This is a genomic window from Thiospirochaeta perfilievii (genome assembly GCF_008329945.1).
GTDB classification, from domain to species: domain Bacteria; phylum Spirochaetota; class Spirochaetia; order DSM-2461; family DSM-2461; genus Thiospirochaeta; species Thiospirochaeta perfilievii.
Genome location: NZ_CP035807.1, coordinates 3,416,975 through 3,438,890 on the forward strand (window position 1 = coordinate 3,416,975; position 21,916 = coordinate 3,438,890).

The following is a 21,916-nucleotide window of genomic DNA, read 5'->3' on the forward strand; positions in this document are numbered from 1 at the left end:
TTTAAAATAGGCTTAATAAGAAATTTATACCAAAACCTAACACATATCTAATAATAAATATGGATACAATGAAAAAAAGTAAATTAAATTTATAGGATGTGAATTTTTTAATTATACTTCCTTTAAATCTTCTAACTAAGGGTTCTAAATAGCCATCCATCGTTTGGAAAATTAGTGAGTATTTATTTAACTGTAAAAATATAACTCTAATAGCTAAAATAATTATAAAAATTGTTACTAAGCTTGAAACTAGTGACCATACTGATACTAATATCAATTTTATTAAATATATTAGAGATATTGTTCCCGTCAAAGCTATTCTAGAAGTTATGTTGCTAATAAAATAGAGAACAAATATTGCAAGCATTGCAGAGAAGTCCATCATTCCAATTTGTAAAAACTTAAAACGTCTAAACCAGTTCAGGTATGGATCTGTAATTGAGTATAAAAAGTTAGTTATCTTGTTTTGTGGAATTCCATTACCACTGTTTCTTAAGTCAAACCAACTAAATATTATTCTTATAAAAATTAGCAAGCTGTAAATTGTTAATGTTATTGATATAAATGCAAATATTGTTGATATCATTATCTCTCCTTATATAAACAATATACTATTTTTTTTTCAATATGATAATATCTTTATCAAAAAACTGAATTTCACAGTTAAATAACTGGGCTAAATAGTTAAATGTATTTTTGGAAAAGAAGCAGATATGGGTTGGATCTCCCTTATAATACCATGCGTTAAAGTTTTCAACGCCATCGTATAGTCTAGTCATAATGGCTAAAAAGCCCTTTTCATTAATAATCTTCCAGAGGTCTATCAGAACCTCTCCAGGCTTAATTAAGTGTTCTACAACCTCAGTTGAAACTATAAAATCCCAATTTCGTTTAAGAAGTTCTTTGTCATTTTTAAAATATAGATCGTACTCTTCTAAAACTAAGTTACTCTTTTCTAGTATTTTTTTTAGTACTGGACCTGGGCCACAACCAAAATCTAAGCCCTCACTACTATCTATATTTGTAATATTCGATAATAAAGGACCCACTATTCTACTTAAAAAGTTTAAATAGGATGGATCATCTATAGAGTTATCATGTTTAACATATCTGCTTCTCTCTTCAACACTAGTTAGATGATAACTCTTAGGAACATATATTAATTCACAACTGTTACAAATTAAATACTCTCTTTTTTTATCTTTTAAGTAAAATTTGACTTCTAAACTATTACAGAGAGGGCATATACTATGGGTTTGATTAGTCATATTTTGATTTTCTGTTTTGATCTCTATCCATATCTCTATTTTTTATAGTATCCCTCTTATCGTAAAGTTTTTTACCCTTACATAGACCAAGTTCAACCTTAACTAAGGAGCCTTTTAAATAGAATTTTAGAGGAATAAGTGTAAAACCCTTCTCTCTTATTTTCTTTTCTAGCTTTTCTATTTCCTTAGAGTGGGCTAACAATCTTCGAGGTCTATCGGTTATATGGTTGTGTATATTACCAAATCCATAGGGATTGATATTCATTTTATATAACCACAACTGGCCATCTTTTATATCACTATAACAGTCAACAAAGTTAAAATGACTAGATTTAACAGATTTTACCTCAGTTCCCTTAAGCTCTATTCCACACTCCATACTCTCTACAACAGTATAGTTAAAATAAGCCTTTCTATTTTTTCCAAGGGTCCCTGGACTCTCTTTTTTACTCTTTCCCATTACTTTTCCTTATTAATACAGGTCTAAAGCTAAGAAATGGAGTACACCAACTTGCATTTTGTACACCACGACTAGACTCAGCCTTAGTATTGTATTTATTTTTACCAACAACGAGTTTTGCTTCTATCTGATCAAACTCATCTAATATAACACCGCTTTTTTTAGTTAGAAAGTGATCATAAATATAAAAACCTTGATTCGTCCACTGCCATGCATCAACGTTATCTAATATATCAAATTGATTTGCACTTAACCATAGATTCTCACTTGGTAGTGATATTTTATAATTGCTGGGTATATTGTAATATTCATTTGCCCACTCACACCACGCTTTAGCTGCATAATATGAGATATTTGTTATATAATCCTCATCATTTGAAAAATCTAAATAAAATTTATCTACTAAACCTTTATTAATTAACTCTTCTGTGTTCTCTTTTGACCATTTAGGATTATCCTCTAAAAACTTGAAGTAGTTATCTCTATCTACCATTTCTTCTAAAATGTAGAAACTCTCATTAGAGATGTTATGAATAAAATTCACATCAATAGTTGGGATTTGTGACTCAGGAATATTAATAAAATTTAAATTTTCTACTTTTATAGAAGAGGATTGTTCTTTAAAACTTACCACATTTTTATTGATCTTAAGTTGATGATCCCTTGCTATTCTCTCTAATGCAGGGGATTTTATATCTAAAGATCTTCTTAATAGTATCTTATTATATATTAATAGGGATAGGTTAGGGGTACTATTTAGTAGTTTTTCAATAAAAGAAGCACTGTTTTTAATTGATGAAACTGAGAGTAACTTTTTATTTGATGAGTTAATCGCTAGAGCTCTTAGATAATCACTTAAAATAAACTCGTTAGTAATCAATTTTAGGGATGACTCTAAATAACTCTCTAGGCTCTCTCTATTAAAATCATTAGCTTCATAATAGTCTAAAACTGGTTCAGATATAATATTGGGGATTCTGTACCTATTTGATAGTTGGTTTGAGTTTACTAAACTCCATCTAGACCCGTTGGCGTAACCATTTTTTAAAATATCTAAACCTTTTTTAGACTCAAGATCAATATATATTACTTGTGATTTTCTACGTTCAACAACCTCTGTACTAGTATAATCAAAAAAATGTTCTTTTTTTACGGTAAACTCTCTGCTCCCTTTAGGTAGGGATATTTCTAAGGGGGTAGAGCCTATTAGCTCATTATCAATAAATACTGCTGCACCTGTTGGTGAACTTTTTATTATTACATTGGTTCTATTATTTAATAACCCTGGGATTACAGTAATTAATAGCAGTATAAATATTAGAAGTAAACCGTAAAATATTGGTATATATGTATTAGGTGAAATTTTAAATATATCTTTTAATTTTATGTTTATATGTGATGTATCAATCATTTAATAATATCGCTTAATTCCTTATATAGTTTGTATTTATGATTATAAAGTGTTATAGAGTATAATATATATATATATCCTAATCAACCTTGATACTACTTAAGTAGTATAGGGAACATTTCTATTGTAAACCAAACATTATTGTGATAATTTAAGTTATGCAATTTTTATCAAAAAAGTTAGTGACATTTACAGAGAATACTCTTACACATATTAAAAGGAAAAATTATATAAAAAGAGAGAAGCAGAAGAGGCTACATCCTTTTCTTGATTGGTTGGGAGCTTTTTTATGGGCTGCATGTGCTGTTTTTATAATAAATCAATTTCTATTTCAAGCCTATGTTATTCCTTCTAAATCTATGGAGAAAAGTCTGTTAGTTGGAGATAGGATTCTTGTTAATAAATTTATCTATGGTCCTGAACTGCTCCCGGGTTTTTTCAAAATACAAGGTTTTAAAACTCCAATAAAAGAAGATGTTGTAGTATTTGAAAATCCTGAGTATAGAAATAGAGGAACAACATTTGATATTGTTTCTAGACTTATATTTATGTTAACCCTCTCCATGGTTGATATAGATAAAGATTTAAATGGAAAACCTGCTCATCATTTCCTAATAAAAAGGGTTATAGCTACTAATGGGGATGTTGTAAAAATAGAAGATGGAGATGTTTTTATTAAACCTAGGGGATTAGAGAACTTTTTTAAAGAAAACAGTCATAACTATGAACCAATTCGTTCCTTTAATAACTCTTTCTACTCTGAAACAGAAAAAGAGATAAGGCAGATGGTCTACAGTAGTCAAATAAGCAACTCTTCTAAATATACTCAGGATCTATTATATAGTAGAAAGATTAATTATAAATATCTTTCCCATATCTCCCCATCAATGGTAAATTATTATCAAGAGTATAACATTAAAGATATTGGGTTTTATGTACCAGAAGGTTGGTTACTCCCCCTAGGTGATAATAGGGATAACTCAAAGGATGGCCGATATTTTGGGATAATTAGAGATTCTGAAGTTCTAGGCAAAGCAAGTCTTCGATTCTGGCCTTTTTCCAGATTCGGTAGTATAAAATAGGGGATTAAATGGGACGATCATCAAACAAGAGATACAGGTCATACAGCGAAAAGAAGTCACAAACTAAAAAGTTTAGAGTCTATTTTATAAGGATAGCAATCCTAATCCTATTTTACTCGATATTCACAGCTTTTGTAGCAATAAGTATAAGAGTTGATGGTAATTCTATGGAACCAACAATAGATCTAGGAAGCTCTCTTATTTTACAACCATCCCAAAATATAAATAAACTTCTTAAAAGGAAAAACATTAAAAACCTAAGAAGAGGGGAGGTTGTTTTAACTAGTACTAATTATGTTAATGAGCCTAAATTAATAGAGGAGTTTTTAGATCCAATAGTTAGAATCTTTACACTCCAAAAACGGTCCGTAGTATATGATAATAGGGGATATAAAGGGAGATCCGAGTTACTAAGAGTTGTAGGGCTACCTGGTGATACAGTTAAAATAAAAGATGGTACAGTCTATATAAAACCAAGTGGACAGGATTTTTTTCTTAGTGAGTTTGAACTTACAAAACTAGATTATGATATTATTAAGAATGAAGACTCAGATACATGGAAAAAAGAGTTTCCCTTCTCATCAGAGTATAGGGAGACCTTTGTAACAGAGGGACACTACTTTTTAATTTCAGATAATCGTAGGGTGTTTAACGACTCTAGAGTATTTGGACTCTCCTCTAAGGAGAACATACTAGGAAGAGTTGTTTTAAAATATTGGCCTATTGATGAATTTAAAATCTACTAATATATCCCTCTATGTACACATCCCATTTTGTAGTAATAAGTGTAAATATTGTGATTTTTATTCAGAAACTGATGGATTTAATCGTATTCCTCTTGTTGTAACCCAGATCATAAATCAGTTAGATTTTTGGTTGAATAAGTTGGGAAGTCCTAATATCACAACTATTTTTATAGGCGGAGGAACTCCATCTATTCTTCCTATAGATGAACTAGATCGACTTTTAAAACATATAGATAGGTTAACTCCTAACAGAGTTGAGTGGAGTATCGAGTCTAATCCTGAATCCATAACAGATAGTTTTTTGAATTGTTGCAATAGATATGGAGTCTCTAGGCTAAGTATTGGAGTCCAAAGTATAAATAATGCTACTCTTAATGTATTAGGCAGAAGGGTTGAACCAAACAGAGTTGTAGATGCCCTAAAACTTGTAAAAAAATATTGGAGGGGACAATTTAGTTTAGACTTTATAACTTCAGTTCCAAATCAGAGTAGAGAAATGGTCCTAAATGATATAAATTTTGCAATTCAATCTAATCCTGACCATATCTCTTTTTACGCCCTATCCCTAGAAGATGGAACAAAGTTGGAGGATGAAGTCTCAAAGGGAATTATAGAAGAGTTGGAGCCTAAAAAGTCTGAAGATCTATGGCTTTATGGTAGAGAGTTACTTAAAAATGCTGGTTATATTAACTACGAAGTTTCTAATTATACAAAGTCTACACCCTGTCTTCACAATATAAATTATTGGGAGTTAAAACCCTATTTAGGTATAGGTCCAGGGGCTGTATCCACATTAATAGATAAGGATAATCAGATAATTAGGGTAAGTAATAAAAAGTCCATTAATGAATTTCTTAAAGGTAGAGAGAGTAATTGGGGGGAAGAGTATGAGAGGCTTAACCCTGAAGAGTTTTTAGAAGATTACATTATTATGGGTTTAAGGTTAAAACGGGGGATAAACCGAAAAAGATTTAAAAATATCTTCAATGTTGATATATGGGATGTTATACCCATATCAAAAAAGCTTGAAGAAGATGGAGTTATTAGTACCGATAGTGACTTTTATAAGTTTTCAAAGAGGGGGTTTAATATAATGAACACTTTTTTAGTAGAGATATTAGACTCTATAAAGGGGGTGAAAATTAGAGATTTAAACTGGTTTTATTGACTTAGACTCCTATAATCAGTATCCCAATAAGCCTCACCATAGGAAATTATAACTTCCTCATCTTTTTTTATAACCCTATTACTTATAAAGAATATGTACCACATATTGTTAACAACTGTATGTTCCACATCAATATTAGGTTCAGATCCATGGTTGGCAAATCTAAGCTCATTCCCAGAGTATTTTGCATTTATTTCAAGTTGAGGAAACCCTTCTATCTCATCTGGAAAATCCCAGGCATAGTCTGTATCAAATCCACTCTCATCAAATGGAACCATCTCATCTTCTTCCCTAATAATTCCTAAATAGACACCAATAAATGAGTCTTTTTCTATATCCCTATTGGCAAATAATCCATAACCTCTATCTATTGTTTTTTCTATATAAAGGTCATTTAACTCTCTATTTAAAATCTTCTCTCCAAATCTATCTGCTAAATTTTCAAACTCAGCTCTGTTATCTAGATAGTATTCACTTGTATAAAAATCTACTGTAAGGATCTTGTTAAACTCTATTTTATAGTTGTCTAAGTATTCAATACCTAGACTTTTAAATAAGTTAAGGGTATCAACTCTATTTGATGTTTTTATCATGATAAATACGTATAAATTCCAATATACATTGAAGCTGCCCCTGCAACAACAAAAAGATGCCATATCCCATGGTAATAGGGAATCTTTTTAAGACTATAAATAATTACACCAATAGTATATAGAACACCACCTAAAAGTATATCCTTTGCAAAACTTATTGGAACTAATTTAATAAAATCTGACCATACTAGAACAATCATCCATCCCATAACTAAGTAGAAAAATACATGAAGAAATTTTAATCTACCCCAGAATTTAAGGGTAAATATAATACCTAATACAGTTAAGACCCACTCAAAAAGTATAATAGTAACGCCCATTCTACCCCCAATGTATATAGCTAAAGGGGTGTAAGTTCCAGCAATTAGTAGGTATATGTTACAGTGATCTAAAACTCGTCCAACTCTTTTTAATATAGGGTCATTTAGCCAGTGGTAAATTGTAGAAGCTGTAAAAAGAAGTAACATTGTTAAACCGTAAACTATAGTAGCCCCTTTTAGATGGGGAGTGGTTGTATTCTTTAAAAGTAGAAAAATAATTCCAATTATTGATAGAATTATACCAAAAAAGTGTGTTAAACCATTTATAAACTCTTCCCTCTTATTGTCATGGGAATGAAGTGTAATATTTTCTAATAACCAGTTTTTAATTTCCATACTAATGTTTTATCATATGTAAATATTTATTTAAAGCTATTTAGTAAAAAGAGTTTTTTCCTTATAATATAAAAATGGCAGATACATTATTTTGGTACGATTTAGAAACTTTTGGTAGGAATCCAGCATGGGACAAAGTAGCCCAGTTCGCAGGTATAAGAACAAATGAGAAGTTTGAGATTATTGGAGAACCTATTGTTCTATATTGTAAAATAACTCCAGATTATATCCCTGATCCTGTAGCTTGTTATATAACAGGGATAACTCCCCAGTTAACAATAGAGAAGGGGTTAACAGAGTATGAGTTTATAAAGCGAATAGATAAGGAGTTCTCCCAGCCAGGAACCTGTGTTGTCGGTTACAACTCTATAAATTTTGATGATGAGTTTATTCGAAATCTATATTATAGAAACTTTAAGGATCCATATTTAAGGGAGTGGAGTCGGGGTAATACTAGATGGGATATTCTTAATTTAGTTCGAGGTGTCCACGATTTTAGACCTGAAGGATTACAGTGGTTAAATCATGAAAATGGAAAACCAAGTTTTAAATTAGAAGAGCTTAGTAAAATTAATGGAATAATTCATGATAATGCCCATGATGCACTATCCGATGTAGAAGCTACTATAGGTTTAGCAAAAAAAATTTATGAAGCGCAACCAAAGTTTTTTAAGTTTAACTACTCTTTAAGAAAAAAAGAGGGAGTAAAAAAATACATAGATATATTTAGTAGAAAGCCTTTTTACCATACCTCAGGTATGTTTACATCGGTTAGGGGTTGTACAACAATGTTATCCCCAATTGCTGTTGATCCAATAAATAAAAACTCAATAATATGTTATGATTTAAGGTATGATCCTTCAGATCTAATAAAACTAAGTGTAGAAGAGATACAAAGCCGACTTTTTGTTTCAGATTCTAATCTATCTTCTAATGAGTCAAGGGTTCATCTTAAGTGTGTGCACATAAACAAAAGTCCTATGATTTCTCCCCTTGGAACTTTAACAGAACAGGCATCCCTTAAGTTAGGTATTGATACAAAAGTATGTCTTGAAAATTATGATAAATTAAAGGATGTAAAGGAGTTAACTCAGAAGGTTATAAAAGTATTTCAACCAAATAGTGGACAGGTTATAAATAAAGATCCTGACTTTCAGATCTATAGTGGCGGTTTTTTTAGGGATGAGGATAAGGCCAAATTTACAATGATTCATAATACACGAAAAGAGGATCTTTTGGATTTAAATCATAACTTTGAAGATAGCAGGATCTCAGAGATGTTATGGAGATTTGTTTGTAGAAACTATCCAGAGGTTCTAAGTTCAAAGGATTTAGATAAATGGAGAAGTTTTTGTGCTACAAGAACTTTATATCCCCCATGTAGTGATGCTCTTGATATTAAGAGCATTGAAGAGAAACTAAACCTAACTATGGAGAGTAAGGAGACCTCAAATAAAGATAAGCTTATAACTAGGGAGTTACTTCAATACATAGATGTTTTAAAAAGAAAAATATTGAATTGAACTACAATCTGTAAATAATCCCAATATTAAGCCCCCAACTAAACTCATTTGACGAAAAAGTATCAACATCTTTTAATGGGAATTTTATTAAATGTAGAGTTGTTCCTACATCAATAGTAAAGTTCTCAAGAAAAAGTAATGTAAAATTTGTTGTTAAATATAGGGTAGCTGCCTGTTTGTTTGTAGTAGCTAAACTTGTAAGAGTGATTTCGTCATCTACAGAGAGCTCAGAATTTAGTGTGTTTATACTTCTTGCAATAAAATTCCAACCCAAGTCAATGCTTATTCTATATTTTGTATACTTATTAAAGAGATCCATATTTAAAAAGTATTTATTATCAACTGTAGATGTGGAGGTTAAAATTGTTCCTTTAGTGCTACTTTCAGACTCCATATTTCCACTTATAATCGCTTCTCCAATATAAAACCCGATTTTTATGTTATAATTATTAATATTTACACCACTCTCTAGTGGTGATGTGTTGGGGATTGTATTATTTAAATCCAGGTTAACTAAAAAGAAACCTGGAATTACAAAATCCAACCCGTAATTTAGTCCTGGTGTTAATATTTTACTTCCGCCGTTTAAAAAGTTTGTAAATATACCAAGGTTAAAACCAAAAAGATCATTACTTATTCTAAAATCGGTAAATATAGACCAATCACTTATTAAGCTCTTTGTTATACCCGCATCTAAATTAAGACCATCACTTATCTCTTGACTAATGATCTCTCCATATTCATAGTCATAATTTGATGAAGTAATGTTATTATTAGAGTCAAAATGAAAATTATTTAGAGTAAAATATGTATTTGAGTCTAAAGCAAACATAACATTACAAATTATTAATAATATAAACAATAAAGAATTTTTCAATGTACACCACCTACATATTATTATAGTACAAAGAGTGTATAAATGAATATCAATTTATAAGTTTTTTATAGCGTCTATTTTAAATTAGATTAAGTAGTTTAGTTTTTTAACTTGACTTTCACTTCTTTTTGCAAGAAAATTAACTATTATGAGCGATTATTTAGACCCAAATAATGAAGAGTTATTAAAAGATTTCTTTATTGAAGCACAGATGCAAGTAGAACAGTTAGAGCAAAATATTTTATCAATTGAGAATAATCCAAATGATAAGGATTCAATTGATGAGATATTTAGAGCTGCTCATACCTTAAAAGGTGGCGCTGCTACAGTGCAGATGGCGGAATTAGCATCTTTTACCCATATTGTAGAAGATCTGCTGGACGATATACGTGCCGGACAGATATCCATAACAGGAAATGTCGTAGATAGCTTATTGAGCTCTCTAGATATCATTAAGTTGATGTTAGAGGCAAGGAGTGAAGGTGACATTTATAATGAAGATATAACTTCTATAGAAAATACATTACACTCTTTTAAAAATGGTACGACGGTTAGTGAACCTGCTATTTCATCTAATTCATCTAAGCCTACTGTTAAAGTTAAAAACAGTAATGACCTTAGTGAGTATGATCTATTAGAGCTTAAAAACGCAGCTGGAAATAGCGATTTATATGTTGTCGAAGTAACCTTTGATCCAGATAATCCTATGAACAGTGTTGGTGGAATACAGATTTTTACATCACTTAAGTCCCTTGGTGAAGTCTTAAAAACATCCCCAGATTTTGATGTTTTATATGATGATAATTTTAATGAGAAAGTAAAGTATTATTTAGCTTCAAATGAGGATATAGAATTAATTAAAAAGAAGTCAGAGCTAACAGATGTTACCCTATCTAGTTCTGTAATCGCTCTATCTAATAGTGATATCTCTTCAAGTACAAGTCAGGTTGATGTAGAAGACGTTCGTAAAATAGATGAAGTAGTCGAAAAAGTTAAATATGAAGATCCTGTTGAAGTTAAAGAACCTGATAGTGAAGCTAGTTTTTCAGAGAAAGAAGAGGTTGAGGATGATGGTAACAGCTCATCTCAAATTTCTAAAAAAGGCAAAAAGAATGTTAATAGTCAAGGTTCCATATTAAGAGTTGATAGTAGACGAATTGACGAGATTCTAAATCTTGTAAGTGAAGCTGTTATTACAAAAGCAACTTTTAATCAAATTAGTAACCAGTTTGCAGACTCTTTAATGAGTTTCCAAAATAGTGAAACACAATATAAAGATCAACTTAAGCGATTCTTTGATGCACTACCTGAATTAATTGACCGATTTAATAGGGAAGGTACAACTTCAAAGGAGATTAAGAAGTATATAACTGATGAATTTAGTAGCCTAAATAGTGTCTTTGATGACTTTGAGACTAACCTAAAATCTACAGTTAACCTATTTAGAAGTACCGCAACAAATCTTGGTAGAACTACAGGTGATCTCCATGAGAGTGTTTTAAGAGTTCGAATGGTACCTATAGGACAAGTATTTTCTAGATTTCCTAGGCTTGTTAGGGATCTCTCTAAAAAGTTAGATAAAAATATAAATCTAATAATAGAGGGTGAAGATACAGAGCTTGATAAATCTGTAATTGAGGATTTATTAGACCCATTAATGCACTGTGTTCGTAACTCTATAGATCATGGAATTGAGAGTAAACAAGATAGAGCAGCTAAAGGCAAATCAGAGGATGGTCATATTCTTTTAAAAGCAAAAAATGAAGGGAATATGATCGTAATTGAGATAGCTGACGACGGTGCAGGTATTGATGTTAAAAACATTATGGCTAAGGCTGTTAAAAATGGAATTATCCATGAAAATAAAAATCTAACAGATTTAGAGGCATTTAACCTTATATTCGAACCTGGATTTTCAACTGCTAAGTCAGTTACTGATATCTCAGGAAGAGGTGTTGGTTTAGATGTTGTTAGAAGGAAGATTGAGAAGCTAAATGGTTCTGTAAGTGTTTGGTCTGAACTAGGCTCTGGTACAAGGTTTACTATTAAACTTCCACTAACACTCGCAATTATTCAAGGTTTACTAGTTCGTGTTGGAAAAGAGATATTTGCAATACCAATAACATCTGTTGCAGAGAGTCATAGAATTAAACCTAATGAGATTAGATTTATTGATAATTATGAGGTGTTTAATGTTCGAGAGGATGTTATATCACTTCTAAGGTTAAACAGGCTTTTTAGACTACCTGATGATAATAGTAGTGAGTATAAATTTGTTGTTATAGTAGGAAGTGGTGAAAAAAGAATGGGATTAATGGTTGACTCTTTAATTGGTGAAGAGGATGTTGTTATTAAACCACTAAATGATCATTATACTAGTTCTCCAGGAATAGCTGGTGCTACTATATTAGGTGATGGAACTGTTTCTCTTATAATTGATGTAAGCCAATTACTTGAGTTAGGTATGAAAAATGAAGTAGCTGAGAGAAAACAACGTGATGCTCTCATTCTTGGATAGAGGTTTAGATAGATGGAAGAAGAGAAAACAAGTGTAGCAACTGAAGAAAAAGACATCTCTGTAAACATAGATTATAAAATGGTAACTTTTACACTTGCTGGAAAAGATTATGGGATAAATATAATGAATGTTGCTAGTATTTCTAAGGCAGATAGATTTACATTTGTTCCTAATACAGCACCATTTGTAAGGGGTGTTTACAACTTACGGGGAGAGATTATATCAATAATAGATTTACGTCTGTTTTTTGGTTTAGATGTCCCTGTTAAAAAAGAGAATGAATTAGAGAATATGGTTATATTACAGTTAGAATATGGCCATCTAATCGGTGTTATTGTTGATGGAATTGATAGGGTAGTTGGTGTATCAAGTAGTAAAATACAACCGTCCCACCCTCTTTTTGGCGATGTTAATATTGAGTATATTCATGGTGTTGTTGAAAATAGTAATAAACTATATATAATTTTAGATGTTGAGAAGATTTTTTCAACAAATCCAGAAGTTGTTGATAAACAGATAGAGGCTATAGGTCTTCTAAACAAACAGGAAGAGCTTAACATTACCAAAGAAGAGTCCATTGATATGGGATTTTTTAAGGATACTCTAAAAACTTTTAAGAACTTTAATGTTTCTCCTATAAATCTAAACTGGTTGAAAGATCGTGGAAGAGTATGGAAGCAGTATCGTAATGCTGAAGGAAAGGATTTTCAACTTGAATCAGATGCTTCTGCTAGTGAGTTTTTACTACCATTCTTCTCTCCATATACAGGGAAGTTTTGGAGTACTGAGTACATTGAAGAGGTTAAAAAAGTTCTTCCAGAGGTCTCTTCAGGTATTATTCAAGTTTGGAATCCAGGCTGTGGTAAGGGATATGAGTCATACTCAATAGCCTGTATGTTAAAAGATCACTATAGGGATACTCAAATTAAAATACATGCAGGAGATTCTGACTTATTAAGCATTTCATCTGCACCGGCACTTAATTTTTCAAAAGCTGATGTGCCCAATAGTTATCTTGATTATATTGAGGAATCAATAAATGGTTATCAGTTTAATAAAGAGATAAAGGACGCTATAAGATTTGAGTATCATGATGTTAGTAATACGGACCATTTTGCTGGTTACCAATTAATTGTAGCTAGGGATATCGTTTCATTTTTATCAGAAGAGGATCAGATGAAATTCTTTGCATCCGTTTCTAAAAAGATGAAATCTGGTGGAGTTTTAATTCTAGGTGAGAATGAAGAACTTCCTGATATTGATAACTGGAGTGAAAAAAGCGTAGGCTCGTTAAAAGTTTATGTAAAAAAATAGCTCTTTATTAAAAAATATATTAAGTTTAAATAAGAAGGAGATTGTGATCCATGAGAGTAGAATATATTAACCCATTTGTTGAGTCAGCATTTAATGTTTTAAAAGAAGTTTTAGGCACTGATGTTCAAAGGGGAGAACTATTTCTGAAAAGAACTACACAGCCAGTAATGGGTGTTGCAGCAATTGTAGGTTTAGCAGGAGATGTAGAAGGTAGAGTTCTTTTTGATATGAGCCTCCAGACTGCTATAGATGTAGCCTCAGCTATGAATGGAGAAACTCTCCCTAGTTTAGATGATCTAGGGAAAGCCACAATTACTGAGCTTGCTAATATGATAACAGCACAGGCTGTTACGAAATTATACGATTTAGGCTTTAAATTCGATCTAACTCCTCCTGCTATAATTACAGGTGATAATATGCAAGTTACAGATATGGATGTAGAAGCATTGATTGTTCCTATGCAGTTATCTGTTGGTAAAATTGAAGTAAATGTAGCAATTCGAGAACGGAACTAGGAGGCTTATATGAAATCAAGTAGTGACTTGCCAACAATTAATGATAGAAAGCCTGAAGGAAAAAATGCACAAGGGGCAGCATATAGAGTATTAGTTGTTGATGACTCTGTATTTGTAACTAAGCAGATATCGCAAATTTTAAACTCTGAAGGTTTTGAAGTTGTTGCTACAGCTGGAAATGGTGAAGAGGGCTTGGAAAAGTATAAAGAACTACACCCTAATATAGATGTTGTCACTATGGATATCACAATGCCTAAAATGGATGGTGTTACAGCCTTAGAGAAAATAATGGAGTTTGATAAAAATGCAAAGGTCATAATGGTTAGTGCTTTAGGTAAGCAAGACTTAGTTAAGAAAGCATTAATGACTGGTGCAAAAAACTATATAGTTAAACCCTTAGATCGTAAAAAAGTATTGGAACGAGTTGTCAGCGTTCTTAAGTAGAAGAAGCCACTAGGCTTCTTTTTTATTTGAAAATTTGTGAGGTAAAACAGATGAGTGTTCATATCAATGCAGAAAAAGGTGCAATTGCAGATAAAATATTATTACCAGGAGATCCTTTAAGAGCAGAATTTATTGCTAATAAGTATTTAGAAAATCCTGTATGTTACAATAAAGTACGTGGAATGTTAGGCTTTACAGGAATGTATAAGGGGGAGAGGGTTTCTGTTCAAGGAACAGGAATGGGTCTTCCGTCCCTTTCTATTTATGCTAATGAGCTTATACGAGAGTATGATGTTAAAAAGCTTATTAGAGTGGGTTCTTGTGGTTCAATGCAGAAGGATATACATGTTAGAGATATTATTCTTGCGATGTCATCCTCTACAAACTCTTCAATGAATAAAAATAGATTTAAAGGTATGGATTTTGCTCCAACTGCAGACTTTTCTCTATTTAGAAATGCTTTGGATGTAGCAAAAGGTAGTAACCTTGAAATAAAAGCGGGGAATGTTCTATCTTCAGACTCATTTTATACAGATGATCCAGATGAGTGGAAAATGTGGGCTGCCTTTAATGTTTTAGCGGTTGAAATGGAGACCTCTGCTTTGTATACATTAGCGGCAAAGTATGGTGTTAGTGCTCTTTCAATATTAACAGTTAGTGATTCCTTAGTTACATGGGAAGAGACTTCCAGTGAAGAGAGAGAGAAAACTTTTACTCAGATGATGGAGTTAGCACTTGATGTAATAATTAAGAAATAAAGGGGAGACCCTTTATTTCTTGTAAACTACTTTTGGATCAAAAATTAAATCACCAGTAATCTTAAGATCATTGTTTTTTATACTTCTGTAGTAACAACTTCTGTAGCCCTTATGACATGCAGCATCACCTATCTGTTCAACTAAAAAAATAACTGAGTCTAAATCACAATCTACTTTTATCTCTTTTATTTTTTGTACATTTCCCGAAGTTTCACCTTTTTTCCAAAGGCTTTTTCTGCTTCTAGAGTAGTAAACTGCAACGTTATTCTTTATAGTTAACTCCCATGCTTCTTTATTAATATAAGCTTGCATAAGTATCTCTTTTGTTAAGTAGTCTTGTGCTATTGCAGGTATTAAACCACCACTTTTATCAAAGTCTAAATCAATCATTTGGTATCCATTCTCCATCTTTTAGGTATAAATTGAATTTGTTTTTTAAGTTATTAACTAAACCTCTATTAAGTTCTACAGCACACTGTTTTAAAGTCTCGTCATCTATATTTTGTACAAGACCACTAGTTGCTAGATTTTCAAGTAGTAGTTTTGAAGCTAAAAATCTATCATATTTATCAACAGCTAATATAAGAAAATCATCTAGTATGCTTATTACCTCCCATGTAACCTGTTCAGCCTGGGAATACAGTCCAACATCTTTATTTTGATCTGTAAATCTAGTTGGTAGTTTATCAATTATATAATCAAGGTTTTTAATAAGATGTTCAAGATTAAAAAGGCCTGTAGCACAGTTAAATAGAATTGGTTTATCCATAGACTCAGCAGCTACTACTTCGTCCTTAGAGATCGCTACACCAAGGTCTGCACAGTTAATTTTATTGCTACTCTCCCTTATTAAAACTCCACCTTTTACGTCAAAGGTAGTTTTAAAAGAGAAATCAAATGTTGCCTCTTTATTGGTTATTCCTAATAATGCTAAGGAGAGAGGGTCTACAGTATAACCTATATTGTCTACATTCCCAATTGATACAAACTTAATTCCCCTATTATATAGTTCATGAAATGTTTGTTTTAGGGTGTAGAAACAGTGTCCATGGCCACCTGGTAGTGGTAGAGGATTCCCTTTCTCATCAAGGAAAATCTGCTTTTTTGCCCCATGTTTAGAGTGGGTGTATGCTAATATTAATGGCTGTACACCGGTTAAAACATCAGTAATGTTAATTCCCGTATCCCCTGTAAGTTTTTTCAGATATTTACTGCTTTTTATCGATTGGTAGTAGCTAATAATTGAGTCGTTATTAGAGGTTGATGTCATTTGAAATATTGGGAATAGTTGTTTATTTCCCTTCCCTGTTAACTTCTTATATCTTTTAGCTTCTAATAACAGGGATCTCATTTTTAATTCCATAAATGAGGGGCCAGCAACACCGTTTGGGTTAATAAAAGCTGGAGTTATACCCTTTGCTCTGTTTTTATAAAGAGCTGTTAGATTCTCAAATATATCACTTAGACTATTTAATAGTTGGGGGCTAAAATCTCTGTTTTTTTTGTAATCTACATAGCTTGTAGCTGATCCTCCATTTAAAACCCCAAAGGAAAAAAAAGGGTATAGGTTAACTCCAATCTCCTCTAATAACTCTCTATTTAAAATAAAGTTAGAAGCTTTACATCTACTGTAGAGTTCCTTATTTAGGTTATATTTATTAAAAAAGTTATCTATTTGTTCCTGGGTAAAGGACATCTCTGTAAAATTTTTAAGGTCAATAACAGTTTTATTATCAATTATAGGAAACTCTTTTAGCTTTATACCGCTATCCTGACCTATTTTTTTATTATTATAATTATCTAAAATTATGTTTGTTAAATCTATATCTATACTGTTTTCTAGTAATTTTTTTCGCAAAATATTTTAATCCTCATCTTCCATGAATAATATATTTAATTCTTCGTTTGTTGTTAAGTCCTCTTTATTAATCTCTTTATATATTTCATCTAAGACTCTTTCAATTTTATTAATATCTTCCTTGTTTGTTTGAATTATTTCAGAAAAATCTTCTTGTTTTATAAAATCTCTTTTACTTAGCTCTTTAATCTCATCTATAAATAGGTTTTTTAGTCCTAACATAGAGTGTAGTTGTTCATCCTTAGTTATTAATTTTTTATTTGTAAGTAGATGTTCAAAAAGAATATTAGAGGTTTTATATATAAAAATAAGATCATCTTTTAGTTTTTTTTGAAATAACTCCATGTTAATATTTAAAAATCTAGCTTTTGTAATATTATTTATTGTTAATTTTAAGTAAAATATATTTTCTTCGTATCTTATTAGACTATTTGTTAACTTTTCCATGTTTCATTTATCGTATGATATGCCTAAGTTCTTGACTCATATTTTTTACTATGATATTTTACATACAGCCTCTTTATTCACTGTTAGTGAATCATAGAAGTCCGCAAGGAGGAACAAATGACAAAATATGAATTAGTGTGTCTTTTTAGAACTAAAGAAGATAACTACGCTAAAGGTCTAGCTGCTGTAAAAGCACTATTGACTGATGCAGGTGCAGAGTTTTTAAAAGAAGAGGATATGGGTGACAGACAAGTTGCTTATCCTATTAAAAAAGAAGACAGATCGCACTATCACTTTTTCTTAATTAAGTTAGATGGTTCAAAAGTAGCATTACTTGATGAACAATTTAAACTTAAAGAAGAGCTTTTAAAATATCTTTTTGTTAAATCAGAAAAATAGATTATATCATGGATAGGGGTTGTTATGGCTGCAGATATTAACAGTGTTACAATTGTAGGTAGACTTACTAGGGATGCAGAACTTAAATATACTAATAGCGGTTCAGCTGTAACTGGGATGAGTATTGCTGTGAATCGAACTAGAAAAGACGGAGATCAATGGGTTGAAGAGGCCAACTTTTTTGATGTAAGTCTTTGGGGTCGAAGGGGAGAATCTTTAAATCAATATTTACAGAAAGGAACCCGAATTGCAGTAACTGGTGAGTTAAGGCAGGATAGATGGGAGCAAGATGGACAAAAAAGAAGTCGTGTTGTTATCCATGCTAATAATATTCAGTTATTAGGTGGTAATTCTCCAGGTCAAGGTACTCCAGGACAGGGATTCTCTGGTAATAATCAGAGACCTAACCAGGGATATCAGAACTCAGGGAATAATAGCTATAATAACGTAAGTAACAATAAACCGTCCTACGAGAATTATCCATCCGGAAATGCGGGTGGCAGTGGTAACTTCGAAGACGATATACCATTTTAAAAAATATAGGAGTTAACTATGAGCGATGAGCAAAGAGTAGACTCTGGAGAAAGAAAGAGTTTTAAACCTAGAACTAATAAATTCTTCAGAAAAAAAGTATGTAAATTTTGTGTAGGTAAAGCTGCAATGGATTATAAGAATGCTGAGTCTTTAAAAAGATTTGTATCAGATAATGGTAAGATTTTACCAAGAAGAATTACTGGTACTTGTGCATCACACCAAAGAGCATTAACTAGAGAGATTAAAAGAGCTAGAACTATAGCAGTTCTTCCTTTTGCTGGAAAATAAATTTTAGGGGATCATAATGAAAATTATTTTAACAACAGACGTTCTTAACCTAGGTGAAGAAGGTGACATTAAAGTAGTTGCTGATGGTTACGCTAGAAATTATTTAATTCCAAATAAATTCGCAGTACTATGCAACAAAGCTAATTTAACTGTTCTTGAGCAGAGAAAAAGAACAATTGAAAAGATTAAAGAAGAGAAAAGAAAAGCTGCTTTATCTCTTAAAGAGAAGATTGAGTCGGAAGAGTTAATCGTAAAAATGCCTACAGGTGAAAAAGGAAAACTTTTTGGTTCTGTTAATAACGCTACAGTTGTAGAAGAGTTAACTAAGAAAGGTATCTCTGTTGAGAGAAAGAAAGTAGAAGTTCCTGGTCATAACATTAAAGTTATTGGTACTTACTCTATAGAGATTAAGCTTTATGGAAATGAGTCCGCTAAATTAAAGTTAACTGTAGCTCCAATTGAAGAAGCAAAAGAAGTAACTACAGAAGCTCCTGCTGCACCTGCAGTAAGTGAAGTAGAAGCAGATTCTGCTGAATAATGAGCCTTAATAACCTTAAGGATAAGAGCGCGCCCCACAATTTAGAAGCTGAAAAGGCATCTGTTGGGGCGTTGCTCCTAAATTTTAGTACAGAGATCTTAGATAATGTATTAGAGTTTGTAAAACCTTCCGACTTTTATCAAAACGCAAACAGATTAGTATTTCAAGCAATAATTGATCTATCAAGTAATGGTAGTGCCGTAGATTTAGTAACACTAGTGGATTATTTAACATCCAAGGGTGAACTAGATAAGGCTGGAGGACCTGCATATATAGCAAGTTTAACCAGTTCTGTTCCAACGGCAGCTAATGTTAGTTATTACGCTAAAATTGTTGCAGAGAACTCTGTTAGAAGAAACTTAATCAGTGTTGCTCATAATATAATTTCAAATGCCCATGATGAGACAGAAGACTCTAAGTTAATAGTAGAAGAGGCTGAAAAGGCTATCTTTGAAATTAATGATAAGCAACAAACAAATAAGTTTAAAGATGCAAAAGAGGTTGTACAGGCTACTGTCGAGGCTATTGAAAAACGGTATCAGACCAAGGATACATATACAGGTGTACCATCTGGATTTAACCGTTTAGATGATATGACAAGTGGTTTTCAAAAGCAGGAAATGGTAATTATTGGAGCAAGGCCATCAGTTGGTAAAACTGCATTTGCTCTTACCTTAGCAGCAAATACTGCTATTAAACAGAAGATCTCTACTGGATTTTTTACCTTAGAGATGTCTGCAGAGTCTTTAATGCAAAGAATAATTGCAGCTGAAGCAAGGATAGAGTCCCAACGTATAAGATCAGGTTTTTTAAAAAACTCAGACTTTCATCTTTTAACCGATGCAGCTGGTAGAATTTATGATTCACCACTCTATATTGATGATACACCAAATATAACACTTTTAGAATTAAGAGCCCAAGCAAGGCGAATGAAGGCCAAACATGATATAAATATTATATTTATTGACTATATTGGTTTAATAACATCTGAGAACAAACAGATTCCTAGACATGAGCAGATGTCTGAGGTAAGTAGATCCTTAAAAGCATTGGCTAGAGAGCTAGACATTCCAGTGGTTGTACTTTCCCAGGTAGGTAGACAATCAGAGGGTAAAGCCCCTGGTTTAGCTGATTTAAGGGAGTCTGGAGCCATAGAGCAGGATGCGGATATGGTTATGTTTTTACACAGAGATAGGGGAATAGACAGTGATGATGGACCACCAGACTCAATTGAGACAGAACTTATAATAGCTAAGCAGAGAAATGGTCCAGTTGGTGTTGTTAAAATGGCATTTATTCCACACTATACTAGATTTGAGCCTCTAGCCTATGATAATAACTAATTAATACTCAATTTTTAACCGTATATAGTAGTTATCGCCACCTATATTTTCCTCTAGTATTTTAGGTTTATATTTACCTGTATAGATGTCAAGGCCACTATCTATGGATATGTTGTCTTTTAGTTTGTAACTCAATCTTGGAGCAATATAAACATCTGGAGAGAAAAAATAACCAATATTTAGACCAAGATAGAGTTTTTCTCTAAGAAAATTATCGTGTAGGTGTATAATAAAAAATAGAATATTATCAGTTGGTTGGAGCTGAATATCATTAACTGCTTTTATATAATCAGTATCATCATTATAATTAAAAATATACTGGTATATTGTATTAATCTGTCCATATGTTCTACCAAAAAGAGTTTTAGTTAATTGTGTATTAACTGTTATATCCGAATTCTTAATTCCATGATTATTCCCATTAAAATTCTCTGTTAAATTAAATGCTATCTCCTGGACAATACTTATAGGCCCTAAAGAGCTACTTATTGCCCCTCCAATGGTTTGTACTCTATTATAGGTAGTATCAATTATTAGCTTTGTTTCATCAATAGCATAATTGGGGGAACCATCTAGATAGTTTCCATAGGTAATTTGTAGATCATAGAGATAGGAGTAACTATTGTAGGTTAAAAACAGGGAGTGGGAATTGTTAGTCAGGTATCTCTGTTGGTTCTCTAACAGTTTATACTCCTTATTATCAAGAACAATATCTGTTGGTAGGTTTCCAAAGTAGTCGGGTCTAGGGAAGGGTATATAGAGAAATTCTAAAGAGCTATCATTATCTAAATAGTACTTTAGTTCAAGACTTAAATCAGGTCTTTTCCCCTGATATGGATCGTCTAAACTCAATAAGCCCCTATATGAGCTATTAAAGATATTTAGAGGACTAAAGACATCTACTTTTCCCTTATTTGTAAACTTTTGTCCTACTATAATATCTCCCCATAGACCAAAATAAGTGATATAAAACTCTCTAAGAATATTATCAATGGAAGGGACACTATTACTGTTAAAAAAGTCATAGTAGTACTGGGCAGAAATTGTCGCCTGAGTGGTATAATCGAATAGGTCAAGGCGCAGTTCAGGACGTATATAGTTTCTCTGTCTTAGTGTTTCGTAGGGGCTACAAGGTTCAATTTGACCATAATAGTCAGAAAAAGATAACATTCTGAG

25 protein-coding genes are annotated in these 21,916 nt (G+C 32.0%); 14 read left to right on the forward strand and 11 right to left on the reverse strand.

Going from position 1 to position 21,916, the window contains the following annotated elements:
- Nucleotide 1: 1 nt before the first annotated feature.
- The 4 genes from EW093_RS15845 to EW093_RS15860 are packed head-to-tail and all read right to left on the reverse strand — an operon-like array spanning nt 2 to nt 3,139.
- Nucleotides 2–586: a YggT family protein gene (locus EW093_RS15845; RefSeq protein ID WP_149569328.1), complete on the reverse strand. Its 585-nt coding sequence runs from the start codon at nt 584–586 to the stop codon at nt 2–4.
- A 25-nt stretch (nt 587–611) separates the two neighbouring features.
- Nucleotides 612–1,268, reverse strand: a complete 657-nt coding sequence (locus EW093_RS15850; RefSeq protein WP_149569329.1) for a methyltransferase domain-containing protein — start codon at nt 1,266–1,268, stop codon at nt 612–614.
- Nucleotides 1,261–1,728 carry an SsrA-binding protein SmpB gene (gene smpB / locus EW093_RS15855; RefSeq protein ID WP_149569330.1) on the reverse strand — a complete coding sequence of 156 codons (468 nt, stop codon included), beginning with the start codon at nt 1,726–1,728 and terminating at the stop codon, nt 1,261–1,263. Before smpB ends, EW093_RS15850 begins: the two co-directional genes overlap by 8 nt.
- Nucleotides 1,715–3,139 (reverse strand): PEGA domain-containing protein, encoded by a 1,425-nt coding sequence (locus EW093_RS15860; protein ID WP_149569331.1) that lies wholly within the window; start codon nt 3,137–3,139, stop codon nt 1,715–1,717. Before EW093_RS15860 ends, smpB begins: the two co-directional genes overlap by 14 nt.
- Before the next feature lie 158 nt (nt 3,140–3,297).
- Here EW093_RS15860 and lepB (EW093_RS17895) point away from each other — a divergent pair, with 158 nt between their 5' ends.
- From lepB (EW093_RS17895) to hemW, 3 genes are read left to right on the forward strand one after another with little or no spacing between them, the layout of a single operon-like run.
- Nucleotides 3,298–4,221 (forward strand): signal peptidase I, encoded by a 924-nt coding sequence (lepB, locus tag EW093_RS17895; protein WP_149569332.1) that lies wholly within the window; start codon nt 3,298–3,300, stop codon nt 4,219–4,221.
- A gap of 8 nt (nt 4,222–4,229) precedes the next feature.
- A complete protein-coding gene (gene lepB / locus EW093_RS15870; protein WP_149569333.1) occupies nt 4,230–4,967 on the forward strand; it encodes a signal peptidase I in 738 nt (245 codons plus the stop codon).
- Complete coding sequence (hemW, locus tag EW093_RS15875) at nt 4,948–6,135, forward strand: radical SAM family heme chaperone HemW (RefSeq protein ID WP_246745123.1); 1,188 nt, start codon at nt 4,948–4,950, stop codon at nt 6,133–6,135. Before lepB (EW093_RS15870) ends, hemW begins: the two co-directional genes overlap by 20 nt.
- On the opposite strand, the gene EW093_RS15880 is transcribed toward hemW, so the two are convergent.
- Nucleotides 6,129–6,728 carry an SET domain-containing protein-lysine N-methyltransferase gene (locus tag EW093_RS15880; RefSeq protein WP_187759750.1) on the reverse strand — a complete coding sequence of 200 codons (600 nt, stop codon included), beginning with the start codon at nt 6,726–6,728 and terminating at the stop codon, nt 6,129–6,131. The two genes, hemW and EW093_RS15880, sit on opposite strands and share 7 nt — an antisense overlap.
- Nucleotides 6,725–7,384 (reverse strand): PAQR family membrane homeostasis protein TrhA, encoded by a 660-nt coding sequence (gene trhA, locus EW093_RS15885; RefSeq protein WP_149569336.1) that lies wholly within the window; start codon nt 7,382–7,384, stop codon nt 6,725–6,727. Before trhA ends, EW093_RS15880 begins: the two co-directional genes overlap by 4 nt.
- A 74-nt stretch (nt 7,385–7,458) precedes the next feature.
- Between trhA and sbcB the strand changes: the two genes are divergently transcribed.
- Complete coding sequence (gene sbcB, locus EW093_RS15890) at nt 7,459–8,907, forward strand: exodeoxyribonuclease I (RefSeq protein WP_149569337.1); 1,449 nt, start codon at nt 7,459–7,461, stop codon at nt 8,905–8,907.
- A 1-nt stretch (nt 8,908) separates the two neighbouring features.
- On the opposite strand, the gene EW093_RS15895 is transcribed toward sbcB, so the two are convergent.
- Complete coding sequence (locus EW093_RS15895) at nt 8,909–9,784, reverse strand: hypothetical protein (protein ID WP_149569338.1); 876 nt, start codon at nt 9,782–9,784, stop codon at nt 8,909–8,911.
- Nucleotides 9,785–9,932: 148 nt separating this feature from the next.
- Between EW093_RS15895 and EW093_RS15900 the strand changes: the two genes are divergently transcribed.
- The 5 genes from EW093_RS15900 to deoD are packed head-to-tail and all read left to right on the forward strand — an operon-like array spanning nt 9,933 to nt 15,333.
- Entirely contained in the window at nt 9,933–12,302 is a 2,370-nt protein-coding gene (locus tag EW093_RS15900; RefSeq protein WP_149569339.1) for a chemotaxis protein CheA, read from the forward strand.
- Between the two features lie 12 nt (nt 12,303–12,314).
- Entirely contained in the window at nt 12,315–13,616 is a 1,302-nt protein-coding gene (locus tag EW093_RS15905) for a CheR family methyltransferase (RefSeq protein ID WP_149569340.1), read from the forward strand.
- A gap of 50 nt (nt 13,617–13,666) precedes the next feature.
- On the forward strand, nt 13,667–14,131 hold the full coding sequence (locus EW093_RS15910; protein ID WP_149569341.1) for a chemotaxis protein CheX: 465 nt from the start codon (nt 13,667–13,669) through the stop codon (nt 14,129–14,131).
- Between the two features lie 9 nt (nt 14,132–14,140).
- Complete coding sequence (locus tag EW093_RS15915; protein ID WP_149569342.1) at nt 14,141–14,575, forward strand: response regulator; 435 nt, start codon at nt 14,141–14,143, stop codon at nt 14,573–14,575.
- 50 nt (nt 14,576–14,625) lie between these two features.
- Nucleotides 14,626–15,333 carry a purine-nucleoside phosphorylase gene (gene deoD, locus EW093_RS15920; RefSeq protein WP_149569343.1) on the forward strand — a complete coding sequence of 236 codons (708 nt, stop codon included), beginning with the start codon at nt 14,626–14,628 and terminating at the stop codon, nt 15,331–15,333.
- A 12-nt stretch (nt 15,334–15,345) separates the two neighbouring features.
- On the opposite strand, the gene hisI is transcribed toward deoD, so the two are convergent.
- Genes hisI through EW093_RS15935 form a run of 3 tightly spaced genes read right to left on the reverse strand, consistent with a single transcriptional unit; the run spans nt 15,346 to nt 17,638 of the window.
- Nucleotides 15,346–15,723, reverse strand: a complete 378-nt coding sequence (hisI, locus tag EW093_RS15925) for a phosphoribosyl-AMP cyclohydrolase (protein WP_149569344.1) — start codon at nt 15,721–15,723, stop codon at nt 15,346–15,348.
- On the reverse strand, nt 15,716–17,191 hold the full coding sequence (locus tag EW093_RS15930) for a UTP--glucose-1-phosphate uridylyltransferase (RefSeq protein ID WP_149569345.1): 1,476 nt from the start codon (nt 17,189–17,191) through the stop codon (nt 15,716–15,718). The genes hisI and EW093_RS15930 overlap by 8 nt, the downstream gene beginning before the upstream one ends.
- A gap of 6 nt (nt 17,192–17,197) precedes the next feature.
- A complete protein-coding gene (locus EW093_RS15935; RefSeq protein ID WP_149569346.1) occupies nt 17,198–17,638 on the reverse strand; it encodes a hypothetical protein in 441 nt (146 codons plus the stop codon).
- 117 nt (nt 17,639–17,755) lie between these two features.
- On the opposite strand from EW093_RS15935, the gene rpsF reads away from it, so the two are divergent.
- From rpsF to dnaB, 5 genes are read left to right on the forward strand one after another with little or no spacing between them, the layout of a single operon-like run.
- The gene (rpsF, locus tag EW093_RS15940; protein WP_149569347.1) at nt 17,756–18,037 is read left to right on the forward strand and encodes a 30S ribosomal protein S6; all 282 of its coding nucleotides are present in this window, start codon (nt 17,756–17,758) and stop codon (nt 18,035–18,037) included.
- A 24-nt stretch (nt 18,038–18,061) separates the two neighbouring features.
- Complete coding sequence (locus EW093_RS15945) at nt 18,062–18,571, forward strand: single-stranded DNA-binding protein (RefSeq protein ID WP_149569348.1); 510 nt, start codon at nt 18,062–18,064, stop codon at nt 18,569–18,571.
- Between the two features lie 18 nt (nt 18,572–18,589).
- On the forward strand, nt 18,590–18,859 hold the full coding sequence (gene rpsR / locus EW093_RS15950) for a 30S ribosomal protein S18 (protein ID WP_149569349.1): 270 nt from the start codon (nt 18,590–18,592) through the stop codon (nt 18,857–18,859).
- A gap of 16 nt (nt 18,860–18,875) precedes the next feature.
- Nucleotides 18,876–19,397 (forward strand): 50S ribosomal protein L9, encoded by a 522-nt coding sequence (gene rplI / locus EW093_RS15955; protein WP_149569350.1) that lies wholly within the window; start codon nt 18,876–18,878, stop codon nt 19,395–19,397.
- Complete coding sequence (gene dnaB / locus EW093_RS15960; protein WP_149569351.1) at nt 19,397–20,740, forward strand: replicative DNA helicase; 1,344 nt, start codon at nt 19,397–19,399, stop codon at nt 20,738–20,740. Before rplI ends, dnaB begins: the two co-directional genes overlap by 1 nt.
- Here dnaB and EW093_RS15965 read toward each other — a convergent pair whose 3' ends face one another.
- On the reverse strand, nt 20,741–21,910 hold the full coding sequence (locus EW093_RS15965; RefSeq protein WP_149569352.1) for a hypothetical protein: 1,170 nt from the start codon (nt 21,908–21,910) through the stop codon (nt 20,741–20,743).
- Nucleotides 21,911–21,916: the final 6 nt, after the last annotated feature.